Below are 13,832 nucleotides of genomic sequence, written 5' to 3' on the forward strand. Positions count from 1 at the left end.
CTGTGTGGAATTGAGGACTTCATGACTGACCGCTCCGTCGACTTTGCCGCTCTGCCCGATGTCGCCCAGGCGCGGCTGCCGCAGATGCTGACCGATCTGGAGCGGGTCATCACCCTGGAGACGCCCTCGGAGGACCACGCTGCGGTCGCCGCCGGCGCCCGGGATCTCGCCGCGCTCATCGAGGAGCGAGTGGGCACCGCGCCCGAGGTGGTGGTCATCGATGGGGTGACGCACCTGCGCCTGCGGTTCGGTTCCGGACCGGTGAAGGTGGTGCTGCTGAATCACCAGGACACCGTGTGGCCGCACGGCACGCTGGAGCGGCTGCCGTTCTCGGCCGCTGACGGGATCCTGCGCGGGCCGGGCAGCTTCGACATGCTCACCGGCACGATCATGAGCATCCACGCCACCGCGATGCTGCTCGAACAGGCCGCAGACAGTTCAGCACTCGATGGACTCACGATCCTCATCACCGGTGACGAGGAGCTCGGCTCGACGACATCCTCCCAGCTCATCCGCGACGAGGCCGCCGGCGCGCGGGCCGTCTACGTCATGGAGGCCTCGGCCGCAGGCTCCCTCAAGCTCGCCCGCAAGGGCACCTCGGACTACGAGGTCACCGTCCACGGCAAGGCCGCCCACGCCGGATTGGAACCGGAGAAGGGCGTCAACGCCGGTCTCGAACTCGCCCGCCTCACGCCGCTCATCGCCGAGATGGCCGATGACGAGAAGGGCACGACCGTCGTGCCGACGACGATCACCGCCGGCACCACTCCGAACACCGTGCCAGCCAAGGCAACGGTCCACGTCGATGTGCGCGCCCGGCTGACCTCGGAACAGGAGCGCATCGATTCGGAGATGCGGGCCGTGAAGGCTGAGATGCCCGGCGCCGAGGTGGAGGTCACCGGTGGGATCAACCGGCCGCCCTTCGAACGCGACGCCGCAGCCCACCTCTTCGACCGGGCCGTGGCGCTGGCCGGTGAGATCGGCATCGCCGAGCCGACCGGCACCGCTGTCGGCGGGGCCTCGGACGGCAACTTCACCGCCGGAGACGGCATCCCCACCCTCGACGGCCTCGGGGCCGTCGGCGATGGCGCGCATGCCGAGCACGAGCATGCGATCATCTCCGAGATCCCGCCGCGCACGGCACTGCTGGCAGCCCTCATCGCCGACCAGCTCGCCGACTGAACCACCACCTCGGGACCGGCCTGCGACCGGCATCACACTCCATTGCTATGGTGGCCGTACCATCTGCCGCCGCGCCGCACGGGAGCCTGCCATGAAACTGACCTCGCTGACCCTCCACCAGATCCGGCTGCCGCTCGTCAGCCCCTTCACCACCTCGTTCATGAAGGAGACGGAGAAGGACTGCTACCTCGTCGAGGCGCACTTCGACACCGGCAGCGGCGAGGTCACCGGCTGGGGTGAGTCGGTCGCGATGGTCGGGCCGCTGTACTCCGATGAGTACACCGCAGGCGGCATCGCCGTCACCCGCGACTGGCTGGCACCGGCGCTGTTCCGCGTCGAGAATCTCACCGCTGAGACCGTCGGCTGGCACCTGCGCCACATCATCGGCCACCCGATGGCCAAGTCAGCGTTGGAGATGGCCGTCATCGAAGCGCAGCTGAAGGTGCAGAACCTGTCCTTCAAGGACTACCTCGGCGGCGTCGTCGACCAGATCCCCTCTGGTGTCTCGGTCGGCATCCAGGATTCGATCCCCGAACTGCTCGCCGCGATCGGCGGCTACCTCGATGAGGGGTATGCGCGCATCAAGCTCAAGATCAAGCCCGGTGCCGACATCGAACCGGTAGCAGCGGTGCGCCGCGAGTTCGGTGATGACTTCCTCTTCCAGGTCGACGCGAACGCCGCCTACACGCTCGTCGACGCCAACCACCTCAAGCAGCTCGACGACTACGGTCTGCTGCTCATCGAACAGCCCCTCGGCGAGGCCGACATCCGCCAGCACGCCCAGCTGGCCAAGCTCATGGACACCCCGATGTGCCTCGATGAGTCGATCGTCTCCGCAGAAGCGGCTGCCGATGCCATCAGCCTGGGCGCCACCTCGGTCATCAACATCAAGCCCGGCCGGGTGGGCGGCTACATCGAAGCCAAGCGCATCCACGATCTGTGCCGCGCGCACGGCGTGGCCGTCTGGCACGGCGGCATGGTCGAAACCGGACTGGGGCGCGCCGCGAATGCTGCAATGGCGTCGCTGCCTGGCTTCACGCTGCCGGGTGATGTGTCCGGTTCGAAGCGGTTCTTCCACGAGGACATCACCGAGGAGATCGTCATGCACGACGGTGTCGTCGATGTGCCGAGAGGCCCCGGTTTCGGTGTGACGATCGACCCGGGCCAGCTGGAGAAGTTCCGCGTCGCCGAATACACCATCACGCCCGACTGACATACACAGCGGCCGGCCACCGGGATCCTCCCCTGTGGCCGGCCGCATTCGTGTGCAGTGAGGGGCGCTCAGCCCTTGGGGATCGGCGGGCCGAGGAACAGCAGCACCCCGAAGAGACAGGCGACGCCGACGAAGCCGACGACGAGTGCGGCGAACGGGCGGCGGATCGCCCAGTCGCACCAGCCTTCGAAGAAGTTCCGCGGTTCGCGCTTGCCCGCGCCGAGCTCCCAGGAGCCGTCGAGCAGTCCGGCCCGGCGGGCGTGGATCTCGAAGGGGATCGTGGCATACGGGATGATCGCCGAGAGCAGGCCGGTGGCGATCTGCCCAACTTTCCACCGCTGCGAGGTGCCGATGAGCACCGTGACGACGCAGTAGGTGAGGAAGACGAACCCGTGGACGCCGCCGCCGATGCGCACACCGAGTTCGGTGGTGTGGGTGACGTATTTGAGGATCATGCCGGCGATGAGCAGCGTCCAGGTGATGGCCTCGGCGATCGCGAACGTGGTGAAGAGCTTCTTGGGAGTCACCCGACCATTGTGCCGAAGCAGTCTGAGTGAATGCGCAACAGGGCCGGTGGCGTGTGCCACCGGCCCTGTGCTCTCAGCTGAGGGATCTCAGCTGATCATCAGGTGTCCGATCAGAGGCTGGACTTCCGGCGCAGGGTTGCGGCGGTGATGCCGATGCCTGCGATCAGCAGTGCAGCAGCGCCCCAGACGAGCGGTCCGGCTTCGCTGCCGGTGCGCGGCAGCTTGCCCTTGTCGTCTTCGCCGCCCTTGCCGTCGTCGTCCTTGACATCGCCGACGGTGAAGGTGCCGGTGAGATCCTCGCCGCCGTCGCAGGCAACGCGGACATCGTAGGTGCCGACGTAGCTGTTCGGGCGATCGGCGTTGACGCCGTGGACGGCGAAGGTGACGTTGCCGTCCTCATCCACGGTGGCAGTGTCCTCGTGCTTGAGGACATCGATGCCGCGGGCTTCGACGGTCAGCTTGGCCTCGGTGCCCGGGGTGCAGCCGGTCGCCATGATGGTGACGCCCTTGTCCTCGTTGACGAAGTCAGCCGGGGAGATCTGCTCAGGCTTGACGGTCAGTCCGCGTTCGGCCGGAGCGTCGTCATCCTTGCCGCCATCGTCATCGCCGTTGTCGTCTCCCTCTTCGAGGTTGTAGGCGAGGGTGTGGGCGGCGAAGGCCATCGCGGGAGCGAAGATGCCAAGCGATTCCTGGTTGACGTTCTCCAGGTTGTCATCAGGCGTGTGGTAGTAGCGGTCGCGCGGGACGCCGGCGGTGCCGCCGAACTTCTTGACGTCTTCCTCAGTCTTGATGCCGTCGGCACCGGAGAACAGACCGGAGACCGGGACACCGTTGTCGATGAAGGCCTGGTAATCCGAACGGCCCGAGAACTCGGTGCCGATGTGCGGCTGACCCTTGTCATCGAAGTAGTCGGTGAAGATCTTCTCCAGCTCAGCCGAGCCCTCCGGAACGTTGACGCTGTCCGGGATCGGGACATCCGAACCATCGGAATCGAGGGTGCCGACGACGTAGTTCTCCGAGCCGATCATGTCGTAGTTGAGGTACGCCTTGATCTTCTTGAGCTCTTCAGGGTTGTTCTGCGCGAGGTCGTTGACGTAGTGGGTCGAGCCGACGAGGCCGACTTCCTCTGCGCCCCAGAACCCGAACCGGACCTTGTTGTCGACCTCGTAGTCGAGTCCGGCCATGCCCTCGGCGACAGCGAGGAGTCCGGCCACGCCGGAGGCGTTGTCGTTGACCCCCGGACCCTCGGGGACACCGTCGAGGTGAGCGCCCATCATCTGCACGTTGTCCGGGTCGCCGGCCTTGGTCTCGGCCATGACGTTCCAGGTCTTGACGGTCTCGAAGGTCGTCTCAACCGTCATGTCAGCGGTGACAGCGGTCTCCGGCTTCTCCGGGTCGACGGCCTTGATCAGCTCGGCCAGGGCATCGCCCTCGGCCTTGCTCAGCGCACCGGCGGGGGCGTTGCCCTCGACGCGATCGCCGGCGGTGAAGTTGCTGGCGCCATCCTGGTTGTTGTAGATGATGACGCCGGCTGCTTCGGCCTTGCTCGCGTGGGTGATTTTGTCACCGAAAGCACATTCGCCGCGCTGGATGAGGACGATGGTGTCCTTATTGTCCTCGGTGAAGGCCTCACCGGAGCAGCCCAGCCCGGCGTTCTCACCATCACCTGCTGGCAAGGTCATCGGAACGTCCGTGAGCGGCTCTTCGGTGCCCTCGGCGTTCGAGATTGTTGCGAAGTCTTCCTGCTTTTCGTCGTTGACGCTCAGGCTGACCTCGTCGAAGGTCTGCCGCGGGAGATCGAACTCCTGACGCTCAACCTCGAAGCCGGCGTCTTTCATGACACCTTCGACGTATTCGGAGGCCTCTTCATAGCCCTTGGTGCCGAGCGCGCGGTATCCATCCTCCTTGTTGGCCTCGGAGATTTCGCTGAGCTCGGTGAGGTGCTTGAACACCTGGTCACCGGTCACACCCATATCGGTGTGCTCTGTCACTGGAGCGGCCATTGCCGGGCAGGTCATCCCCAGACCGAGCGCCGCTGCGGCCGTAACTGCTACTGCGGCGCGTGCCAATCGATTCGACATAACAACCTTTCGGTCCATCTGACGGTGCTGCACCTCGGCGTGCATCACCCCGTGATAGTCATCACACAGTCCACCACAGTATTACAGTTCTCTGCATGTTTGGTAACGAAATGATAATGACGGCAACGGCTCGGTAACGAAAACCCCGAGATCCGCGGATGCACGCGGAATCCGGGCGTTCAGAAAGCACACAGAAATATTCTTTTGCTCATCTGCGCAAGTGTTGTACATAGAAACGTTTGCGCCTATCATTGAACGTATGCCTGAGACCCGCGCTGCCGTGCCCGCTGAGCCGAGTCCTGCCCTCATCAGACGATGGCAGCGGCACCTGGCCAATGAGCGCCTCGAGGAGCGCGTTTACCGCAAGCTCGCCGCCCGCAAGCAGGGTGAGGAGCGCGAGATCCTGCTCGCCATCGCCGATGCCGAGCGCCGTCACCAGCAGCACTGGATCGACCTCCTCGGCGAGCACGCCGAGCACCGCCGCGCCCCGGACCTGGGCACCCGCATCCTGTCACTGCTCGGCAGCATCTTCGGCTCCGTCTTCATCCTCGCGCTCATCCAGCAGCAGGAGACCTCCAGCCCGTACGACACCGACCAGTACGCCAGCGATCAGATGGCTGCTGATGAGAAGGTCCACGCCGAGGTCGTGCGCGCCCTGGCAGCGAAGTCCCGCGCCCGCCTGTCAGGCAACTTCCGCGCCGCCGTGTTCGGCGCCAACGACGGACTCGTCTCCAACCTCGCCCTCGTCCTCGGCGTGGGAGCTGCCGGCATGTCGAATCCGGTCATCCTGCTCACCGGGATCTCCGGTCTGCTCGCCGGAGCTCTGTCGATGGGTGCTGGTGAGTACATCTCGGTGCGCAGCCAGCGCGAGCTGCTCGTGGCCTCCCAGCCGGTCCGCCAGCCAGCCGAGGCCCTGGCCTCACTCGACTTCGACGCCAATGAGCTCGCGCTCGTCTACCGCGCCCGCGGCTACGACGAAGACGAGGCCCTGGCCAAGGCGCAGCGCACCCTCGCCCGCGCCCACGGCGGCACCCTGCCCTCCCACACCGCGCCAACCGGCAAGGAGAACGAACACGAGGAGCTCGGCACCGGCCTGGGGGCTGCGGCCTCCTCGTTCTGCTTCTTCGCCTCGGGGGCGATCGTGCCGATCCTGCCCTATATCTTCGGCATGCACGGCATGCCGGCGATCCTCACCGCCGCCGGCCTCGTCGGCGTTGTGCTGCTGGGCACCGGCGGAACCGTCGGCGTGCTCTCCGGCCGCCCGCCGCTGCCCCGGGCGCTGCGCCAGCTGGCGATCGGCTTCGGCGCGGCTGCTGCGACCTATCTGCTCGGCCTGGCCTTCGGCACGACGCTGAGCTGACACCTCGGGCGCGGATGTCAGCAGCTGAACGGCGGGCCAGCCCACCGGTGCCAAGTGATTTAATTGAAGCCATGACCCTCACCCATTCCCTGGCCCTCATCGACGTCGCAGCCGGCACGCACGAGCTGGCCGACCTCGCGGCGGCCCACCTGCCGGTCGATGACCTCTCGGCCCACCGCGGTGACGGGATCTTCGAGACCGTGCTCGTCACCATCACCGACGGCGCACCGTCGGTCAAGGCCCGGCGGCTGCACTTCGACCGGTTCCGCGGCTCGGCCCGCGCCCTTCAGCTGCCGGTGCCCGTGCCCGAGGTGTGGGACGCCGCTGTCGACGACGTCGCCCGCGCTGTCATCGCCGCCAACCCCGCGGTCACCGAATTCAGTGTCCGCTACACGCTCTCGCGCGGACTCGACGCCCCGCGCGGCTGGGTCATGTCGATCTCCCTGCCCGAGGCGTACCCCGCCCAGCGCCGGGAGGGGGCCGACTTCATCAGCCTCGACCGCGGCTTCGAGGCCTACACCGGGCAAACCGCGCCCTGGCTGCTGCTCGGCGCCAAAACCCTGTCCTATGCCGCGAATATGGCAGCGACCCGCTGGGCGCAGGAGCACGGCGCCGATGACGGGCTGTTCATCAGCCGCGACGGCCTCATCCTCGAAGGCCCGACCTCGAATGTCATCATCCGCCGCGGCCACGAGCTGCTCACCCCGGACCCGAAGGCCGGGCTGCTGCACGGCACCACCCAGCAGACGATCTTCGCCGCCGCTGCCGAGCACGGCTACCTGTGCTCATATGCCGACCTCACCCGCGATGACCTGCTCACCGCCGACGGGGCGTGGATGGTCTCCTCGGCCCGCGTTGCAGTGCCGTTCCGCAGCCTCGACGGGGAGGCAGTGACGATGGACCCCGAACTCACCGGGCAGATGTTCGACTGGGTGACCGGCGCCCCTGATGACGGGACTGCAGGTGATGCCGCGGCTGGAACCGACACGACGGCTGGAACCGACACGACGGCTGGCATCACTGCCGCAGACGGTCAGCCGCAAGCAGACACGCCATGACGGTCGGCGCGATTCTCTTCGGGCTGCTGACCGGTTCGGTCATCGGACTCACCGGCGGCGGCGGGGCGATCGTCGCCGTGCCGGCGCTCGTCTACGGCCTCGGCATGCCGATGGCCAAGGCGGTGCCGACCTCGCTCATCGTCGTCGCCTCCTCCTCGATCGTCGGCGTTCTGCCGCGGCTGCGCTCGAAGATGGTCGACTGGACGACCGCCGGCACGATCGGCGTCACCGGCATGCTCACCGCGATCGTCGGGGCCCGGGTGCACGACATGTTCCCCGAGAAGGGCCTCATGATCGCCTTCGGCGTCCTCATGCTCATCGCTGCGATCCGCATGTTCATGCCGATGCCCTACATCGACCCCGACACCGGAGCGTTCACCGGCCGGCGGTTCGCCAAGGGCATCGCCGTCGGTGCCGTCGTCGGGTTCCTCACCGGCCTGCTCGGCGTTGGTGGCGGGTTCCTCATCGTCCCGGCACTCACGATCCTCATGCGCGTGCCGATGCACATCGCCGTCGGCACCTCCCTGGCCGTCGTCGCGCTCAACTCGATCGCCGGAGCCATCGGCTACGTCGACCGGCTGGCCGCGATCGACTGGCCAATGGCCATCACCTACACCGTGTGCGCAATGACCGCGGCGCTGGTGGCCGGTCAGCTTGGCCGGAAGCTGCCGAACAACATCGTCCGCTACGGCTTCGCCACCCTCGTCGTCCTGCTCGCCGGGTTCGTGTTCTTTGAGACCTTCGTCCTGCAAAGCTAGGGACACGTGACCCGGACACGGACTGTGGCGGTAGGCTAGGACACAGCAGTCCCGTAACAGACCTCAGATCCGCAAGGGAGATGGAGACATGGGCAAGATCGCTTGGCAGATCCTCGGTGTCGGCGGCACCGCACTGGCAACGCTGGCCGCACGCAAGGCACTGGGCATCGTGTGGGAGAAGACTACCTCGAAGCCGGTGCCGATCAACACCGAAGACGACCAGGTCGGCCTGAGCGAGGCGCTGGCCTGGACGATCATCTCCGGCGTCGGCATCGCCGTCGCCCAGCTCCTCGTGCAGCGCTACGCTGCATCAGCCGTGCGCAACCGCTTCGGTGAGACCGCGCTGCCCAAGAAGCTGCAGAAGGGCGCCGACGTCGACTGAGACACCGGCACCTGAAGGACCCGCGGTTCCGGCATCCACATGCCGTAACCGCGGGTTCTTCCATGCCGTGGCGCAGCTCTGTTGACACACTCGCCCAGCACGACTCAGACTGTGAGCCATGACACAGCCGCGTGCACCCCATCCGGGCCTGCACCCGCCGGGGGCCACCACCTCGGGCGCGGACCCGGCCACCACCTCGGGACCCGGTGACATCCACAGCATGCGCCCCGGCGGTTTCGGAGCCGAGCGCCGGCCCGAACCGCGGCCGGGAGACGCCGGCACACCGGGGGCTGGCGGATTGCTGTTCTCCGCTGAGGAATACGAGCAGCGGCTGGCCGCCGTCCGGCGCCGGATGCGCGATCAAGGACTGTCCGGGCTCATCGTCACCGACCCGGCGAACATGTTCTACCTCACCGGCTACAACGCCTGGTCCTTCTACACCCCGCAGCTGCTCTACGTCCCGGCATCGGGCCCGATGACACTGTTCGCTCGGGAGATGGACGCCCACGGGGCGCAGCGCACCTGCTGGCTGCCCGAAGAGGACATCGTCGGCTACCCCGAGCGCTACGTCCACCGCCCGCACATCCACCCCTTCGACTGGATTGCGTTCGCCCTGCGGCAGCGCTGGGAGGTCGCCCCGGCCGCCCACGGGTGCATCGGCGTGGAGATGGACAGCCACTACTACTCCCCGCGCGCCCACCGCGCACTCGTCCACGGCATCCCAGAGTGGACTCTCGTCGACTCCTTCGAGCTCGTCAACTGGATCCGGGCGATCAAATCTCCAGCCGAGATCGCGATCATGCGACAAGCCGCTCAGGTCACGACCGCGGCGATGAACGCCGCACTCAACGCCGTTGAGCCAGGGGCCCGGCAGAACGACGTCGCCGCCGCGATCGCCCACGCTCAGGCGGCCGGCACCGCCGAGGTGTGGGGAGACTTCCCGGCGATCGTGCCGATGCTGCCGACCGGTGAGGGCGCCGACACCCCACACCTGACGTGGACCGACCGCAGGCTCGCCGCCGGCGAACCGGTCGTCATCGAACTCGCCGGCGCCCACCACCGCTACCACGTGCCGCTGGCCCGCACCGTCATGCTCGGCGAGCCGCCGGCTCAGCTGCAGCGCACCGCAGATGTCGTCGCCGAGGCGCTGAATGAGGTGCTGGAGACGATGCGCCCGGACGTGCCGGTCGCCGAACTCGCCCGGGTGTGGAATGCGGTGCTCGCCCGCTACGAGATGGTCAAGGAGTCAAGGCTGGGCTATTCGATCGGGATCGGCTACCCGCCGGACTGGGGCGAGCGGACGATCTCCCTGCGCAGTGAGGACGAACAGGTGCTCGCCGCCGGGATGACGTTCCACGTCATCGCCGGCATGTGGCTCGATGGCATCGGCTACGAAGTCAGCGAACCTGTCGCCGTCACCGCCACCGGCGTCGAGCGCTTCACCGACTTCCCGCAGAACCTCATCCGGAGATGACGACTGCGATGGGCGGGGCTGACGGAGAGCTGGCAGGCCGGCTGGTGGAGCTGACCGGGGACCTCATCCGCGCCCGAGGTGAGAACCCCGGTGGGACCGAAGAGGCGACCGTTGACGTCATCGCCGGGTTCGCGCGCGCTCATGGGCTTCACGTGCACATCGCCGAGGTGGCCAGCGGCCGGCCGAACATCGTCGTCACCGCACCAGCGGCAGAGGGTGCGGCGAGCGCCGCGCCGGACGTGCCCGCAGAGGGCCTGCTGTTCCTCGGTCACTCCGATGTCGTACCCGCTGGAGACGGCTGGTCCGGCGATCCGTTCGAACCCCGGCTGACCGCGGGCTGGCTCACCGGGCGCGGGGCCGCGGACATGAAGGGCGGGCTTGCCGCGGTCTTGTGCGCGCTCACCGACGCACATGCCGCCGATTGTCTCGCGGCTGCTGTGAGTCTGGCGGTCACCGTCGACGAGGAGGATCTGGGCACCGGCATCCGGCAGCTCGTGGCAGACGGGCTCGGCCCGCACGCCGGGCAGCGCTTCGCCGCGTGCGTCGTCGCCGAGCCGACGGATCTGGACATCGTCACCGCCTGCCGCGGAGACGCCTATCTGGAGGTGCAGCTGACCGGCGTCTCGGCTCATTCGGGCAGGCCGGCCGATGGCCGCTCGGCGATCATCGCCGCAGCGAGGCTCATCAGCGTACTCGTGGAGAACCAGGAACATCTCGGCGCACATGCTCATCCGCTGCTCGGCGCCGGGTCGTGGAGCCCGGGCATCATCAACGGCGGGCAGGGCACCTCGATGGTCGCCGATGCCTGCCGGATCTCACTCGACCGCCGTCTCCTGCCAGACGAGGACGCCGCCGACATCGCCGGCTGGCTTCGCGCTGTCGCGGCCGAGGCAGGCATCACCGGTGATGGGATCGGACTCGACGTCGCGGTGACGATGGAGATGCCGGGCTTCATCACCGACCGTGACTCCCCCGCGATCACGACGCTTGAGGCCGCAGCCGAGGCGGTGACCGGGCAGGTGCCCGAATGCACGGTGTGGACGGCAGCCTGCGACGGCGGCTACATCGCCCGGGACTTGGGGATCCCGACCATCGTGTACGGTCCAGGCAGCATCAGCAAACAGGCCCACCATGTCGATGAGGCGATCGAGGTCGCCGAACTCGTACGCGCCTGCCGGGTCTACCGGCAGTTCATCGCCCGGACCTGCGGCTGAAGCGACTCAGGCGCCGGCAGCGGGGAGCAACCGCGCGCGACAGCTGTGTCGCCGCATGACCTTAAGGAGTGGAAGCAGCAGCATACCGACGACGCCGAAGACGACTGCCGGAATCCACAGCAGCGATGCATGCGCTGCGAACAGTTCAACGAAGGAGAAGTACGCGCCTCGCCTGTCGAGCAGCGCTGCGATCGTCACTCCGAGAAGATAGGCGACCAGGATCGGACCCAGAATGTATGTCGCATAGATCCCGGCATACAGCCGCCACCCGGCGCGCGGTCTCGCGATTCTGCGTTCGGCAGCGAAGGCGAGGCCCTCGGCAAGCAGCAGACCGGGCAGCAGCGGCAGCAGCAGGAAGATGAAGAGCAGGAAGTCGGTAGAGCCCAGATCGCCATCGGACATGACCCACGATGCAGCAGCCAAGATCACCAGAGAGACGAGGCCGGCCAGCGCCGCGTACCCGGCGATTGATGGTCGATCAAGCGTCCTGCTGCCTGCCATGTCATCAGTCCTCACCGGCAAGGATCTGCAGAGTCTGCAGCACCTCGGACGCGGACACCTGGCCGGGAGCCGAACCCTCACCGACGGTCGCGAAGGTCGCCGCCGAACCGAACTCACCGCCGACAAGCCGGGTGAGCCTGCCGCGGCGGCCCATCGCGATGACGATGATGGGGATCCGCAGGCGGGCCCGGCCGCGGTCCGCGGCCTTGAGTGCTTCGAGCACATCGGAGCGGTCATGCGGCATCACCGCGATCTTCGCGACATCAGCCCCGAGGTCGGCCATCCCCTTGAGCGTGCGCTGCAGCTGCTTCGACGGCGGGGTGTCGGTGAAATCGTGCGCCGAGGCAACCGAGGCGACCCCCGCCTCGGCGGCGGCGGTGATAAGCTCCCCGGCATCCCGGCGGGCGAACTCGATGTCGACAGCGGCCGGGCCGGCGGCGAGCGCCTGCCGGATGAGGGCGGAGTAGGTGTCCTCGTCGAGGTTCGCGGCCCCGCCCTCGGAGTCGGTGCGGATGGTGAGCAGCACCGGCAGGTCCGTGTGCGCACTGATCGCCGCCAGGCCGGCGGAGAACACCTCGCTTGCCTCGGCGGTCAGCCCGGCGGCCAGGGCGTCGACGCGCCATTCGAGCGCGTCGATCCCGGGAGTCTGCGCGCAGTCAGCGGCCAGCCGGCCGAGTTCGTCGAGGTCGCCGGCGACGAGCGGGACGATGACGGCGGGCAGCTGATCTGAAGCCACGAACGGCAGCGATTTCATGGCACTACCCTAGAGCACTCACGATTCGAAGAGCGCCTGGCCGATGTACTCGCCCTCGCGCACGCCCGGCGGGATCGCCCACACGGTCGAGCCGATCGGTGCGGTCCACTGATTCAGCAGGTCGACCTCGTCGAGGCGCTTCTGGATCGGCAGGAACTGCCGTTCGACCGAGGCCTGGTAGGAGGCGAACATGAGACCGGCCTTGCCGACGATCGCGCTGCCGGTCGGGCCGGTGGCGGCATCGGCGGCGTCGGGCACCGAATGGTAGTTGTACACGCGCCGGAAGATCTGCTGCTCAGGTGCTGCGTTGTTGCGGCTGCGGGCGACGTGGCTGGCCGGCGAGATGATCGTGAAGCCCTTGTCGTCGGTGGCCTCCAGATCCGGAATGTCATGCTCCTCAGTGCCGGTCATCGGTGCGCCCTTCTTCAGATCGCGGCCGATCGAGAACTCGCGGGCCGGCCTGTCGGCCTCATCCCAGGTCGCGAGGTTCATGTCGATGTCGCGCAGCACGAGCGAGGTCCCGCCTTTCAGCCACGCCGGGTAGTCGGCCGCCAGGTCGAGCGGCGGCTCGCCACGGGCGGAGAACACCGGGCTGGCCTGCCCGAGGCTCTTGCCCCACACCAGCCGGGCGAAGTCCTCTGAACCGGGTCCCGGGTTGGCGGTGCCGTCGACCTGGCCGAAGAGGTTGCGGGTCGTCGTGCCCTGCGGGTCGGACCCGTAGGAGCGGCGGAAGCTCGACCGCGACCAGGCGACGTCCATGAAGGCGCGGGCGTCCTTGAGCAGCATCCGCACCGCATGCGCAATGGTGAACGGATCATCGCCGCACACCTGCAGCAGCAGATCGCCGCGGCACAGCCGGTCCTCAAGCCGGTCGATGCCGAATGCCGGCAGCGGGCCCAGCCAGCCGGGGACGTGCTGGGAGCCTGCAAGGTCGACGAGCCCGCGGCCGAACCCGAAGGTCACGGTCAGTCTCGCGGGGCGCTCGTTGAGCTCCGGTTCGGTGTCGGCCAGGGGCGACTGGCCCTGGGTCATGAGCGCGGCATCATCGGTCAGCAGCTTGAGCATCCGGATGAGCCGCGTGAGGTCGGTGTCGTCCTTGCGGGTCAGTGAGACGAACATGGCGTGGGCCTGCGGGATCGTCTCGACCCCGGACTGGTGCTCGCCATAGAACGGCTCGATCTGGGCGCCGTTGAGGCCCGAGGTGTCGGGCTGGGGCTGGGCTGTCGCGGCCGGTTGCTGCCGGCCGGTCAGGAACCCGAGTCCGGCGCCGGCGGCTCCTGCCCCGACGCCGAGTGCGGAGGCGCCGAGCAGACGCCGGCGATCGATCT

At 67.7% G+C, this 13,832-nt stretch carries 13 protein-coding genes; 8 read left to right on the forward strand and 5 right to left on the reverse strand.

Annotation, left to right across the window (positions count from 1 at the left end):
- Nucleotides 1-21: 21 nt before the first annotated feature.
- Both M3C25_RS08770 and menC read left to right on the forward strand, forming a co-directional pair.
- Nucleotides 22-1,182 (forward strand): M20 family metallopeptidase, encoded by a 1,161-nt coding sequence (locus M3C25_RS08770; RefSeq protein WP_259855942.1) that lies wholly within the window; start codon nt 22-24, stop codon nt 1,180-1,182.
- A 91-nt stretch (nt 1,183-1,273) separates the two neighbouring features.
- Nucleotides 1,274-2,395 (forward strand): o-succinylbenzoate synthase, encoded by a 1,122-nt coding sequence (gene menC / locus M3C25_RS08775; RefSeq protein ID WP_259855944.1) that lies wholly within the window; start codon nt 1,274-1,276, stop codon nt 2,393-2,395.
- A gap of 68 nt (nt 2,396-2,463) precedes the next feature.
- Here the strand turns inward: menC and M3C25_RS08780 are convergent, their stop codons facing one another.
- Together M3C25_RS08780 and M3C25_RS08785 are read right to left on the reverse strand one after the other, a co-directional pair.
- Nucleotides 2,464-2,922, reverse strand: a complete 459-nt coding sequence (locus tag M3C25_RS08780) for a DUF3817 domain-containing protein (RefSeq protein ID WP_259855946.1) — start codon at nt 2,920-2,922, stop codon at nt 2,464-2,466.
- 110 nt (nt 2,923-3,032) lie between these two features.
- The gene (locus M3C25_RS08785) at nt 3,033-4,925 is read right to left on the reverse strand and encodes a M20/M25/M40 family metallo-hydrolase (RefSeq protein WP_259855948.1); all 1,893 of its coding nucleotides are present in this window, start codon (nt 4,923-4,925) and stop codon (nt 3,033-3,035) included.
- Nucleotides 4,926-5,262: 337 nt separating this feature from the next.
- On the opposite strand from M3C25_RS08785, the gene M3C25_RS08790 reads away from it, so the two are divergent.
- The 6 genes from M3C25_RS08790 (at nt 5,263) to M3C25_RS08815 (ending at nt 11,249) form a co-directional block, all read left to right on the forward strand.
- Nucleotides 5,263-6,363: a VIT1/CCC1 transporter family protein gene (locus tag M3C25_RS08790; protein WP_259855950.1), complete on the forward strand. Its 1,101-nt coding sequence runs from the start codon at nt 5,263-5,265 to the stop codon at nt 6,361-6,363.
- A 71-nt stretch (nt 6,364-6,434) separates the two neighbouring features.
- Nucleotides 6,435-7,421, forward strand: a complete 987-nt coding sequence (locus tag M3C25_RS08795; RefSeq protein ID WP_170273740.1) for an aminotransferase class IV — start codon at nt 6,435-6,437, stop codon at nt 7,419-7,421.
- Nucleotides 7,418-8,179: a sulfite exporter TauE/SafE family protein gene (locus M3C25_RS08800; protein WP_259855957.1), complete on the forward strand. Its 762-nt coding sequence runs from the start codon at nt 7,418-7,420 to the stop codon at nt 8,177-8,179. The genes M3C25_RS08795 and M3C25_RS08800 overlap by 4 nt, the downstream gene beginning before the upstream one ends.
- Nucleotides 8,180-8,267: 88 nt before the next feature.
- Nucleotides 8,268-8,561, forward strand: a complete 294-nt coding sequence (locus M3C25_RS08805) for a DUF4235 domain-containing protein (RefSeq protein WP_259855958.1) — start codon at nt 8,268-8,270, stop codon at nt 8,559-8,561.
- 298 nt (nt 8,562-8,859) lie between these two features.
- Entirely contained in the window at nt 8,860-10,035 is a 1,176-nt protein-coding gene (locus tag M3C25_RS08810; protein WP_375545111.1) for a M24 family metallopeptidase, read from the forward strand.
- The gene (locus tag M3C25_RS08815; RefSeq protein WP_259855963.1) at nt 10,032-11,249 is read left to right on the forward strand and encodes a M20 family metallopeptidase; all 1,218 of its coding nucleotides are present in this window, start codon (nt 10,032-10,034) and stop codon (nt 11,247-11,249) included. Before M3C25_RS08810 ends, M3C25_RS08815 begins: the two co-directional genes overlap by 4 nt.
- Before the next feature lie 6 nt (nt 11,250-11,255).
- On the opposite strand, the gene M3C25_RS08820 is transcribed toward M3C25_RS08815, so the two are convergent.
- Genes M3C25_RS08820 through M3C25_RS08830 form a run of 3 tightly spaced genes read right to left on the reverse strand, consistent with a single transcriptional unit; the run spans nt 11,256 to nt 13,830 of the window.
- Nucleotides 11,256-11,750 carry a hypothetical protein gene (locus M3C25_RS08820; protein WP_165883915.1) on the reverse strand — a complete coding sequence of 165 codons (495 nt, stop codon included), beginning with the start codon at nt 11,748-11,750 and terminating at the stop codon, nt 11,256-11,258.
- A 4-nt stretch (nt 11,751-11,754) separates the two neighbouring features.
- Nucleotides 11,755-12,504, reverse strand: a complete 750-nt coding sequence (aroD, locus tag M3C25_RS08825) for a type I 3-dehydroquinate dehydratase (RefSeq protein ID WP_259855966.1) — start codon at nt 12,502-12,504, stop codon at nt 11,755-11,757.
- Nucleotides 12,505-12,522: 18 nt separating this feature from the next.
- Nucleotides 12,523-13,830, reverse strand: coding sequence for a Dyp-type peroxidase (locus M3C25_RS08830; protein WP_259855968.1), 1,308 nt, complete (start codon nt 13,828-13,830; stop codon nt 12,523-12,525).
- Nucleotides 13,831-13,832: the final 2 nt, after the last annotated feature.

Origin of the sequence: Brevibacterium luteolum (genome assembly GCF_025147615.1) — a bacterium.
Taxonomy (GTDB): domain Bacteria; phylum Actinomycetota; class Actinomycetes; order Actinomycetales; family Brevibacteriaceae; genus Brevibacterium; species Brevibacterium luteolum.

Bases quoted from the DNA above. Each gene is read 5' to 3' on its own strand.
- M3C25_RS08770 (WP_259855942.1), top strand. From the start codon at position 22: ATGACTGACCGCTCCGTCGACTTTGCCGCTCTGCCCGATGTCGCCCAG.
- menC (WP_259855944.1), top strand. From the start codon at position 1,274: ATGAAACTGACCTCGCTGACCCTCCACCAGATCCGGCTGCCGCTCGTC.
- M3C25_RS08785 (WP_259855948.1), bottom strand. From the start codon at position 4,925: ATGGCCGCTCCAGTGACAGAGCACACCGATATGGGTGTGACCGGTGAC.
- M3C25_RS08790 (WP_259855950.1), top strand. From the start codon at position 5,263: ATGCCTGAGACCCGCGCTGCCGTGCCCGCTGAGCCGAGTCCTGCCCTC.
- M3C25_RS08795 (WP_170273740.1), top strand. From the start codon at position 6,435: ATGACCCTCACCCATTCCCTGGCCCTCATCGACGTCGCAGCCGGCACG.
- M3C25_RS08800 (WP_259855957.1), top strand. From the start codon at position 7,418: ATGACGGTCGGCGCGATTCTCTTCGGGCTGCTGACCGGTTCGGTCATC.
- M3C25_RS08805 (WP_259855958.1), top strand. From the start codon at position 8,268: ATGGGCAAGATCGCTTGGCAGATCCTCGGTGTCGGCGGCACCGCACTG.
- M3C25_RS08815 (WP_259855963.1), top strand. From the start codon at position 10,032: ATGACGACTGCGATGGGCGGGGCTGACGGAGAGCTGGCAGGCCGGCTG.
- M3C25_RS08820 (WP_165883915.1), bottom strand. From the start codon at position 11,750: ATGGCAGGCAGCAGGACGCTTGATCGACCATCAATCGCCGGGTACGCG.
- aroD (WP_259855966.1), bottom strand. From the start codon at position 12,504: ATGAAATCGCTGCCGTTCGTGGCTTCAGATCAGCTGCCCGCCGTCATC.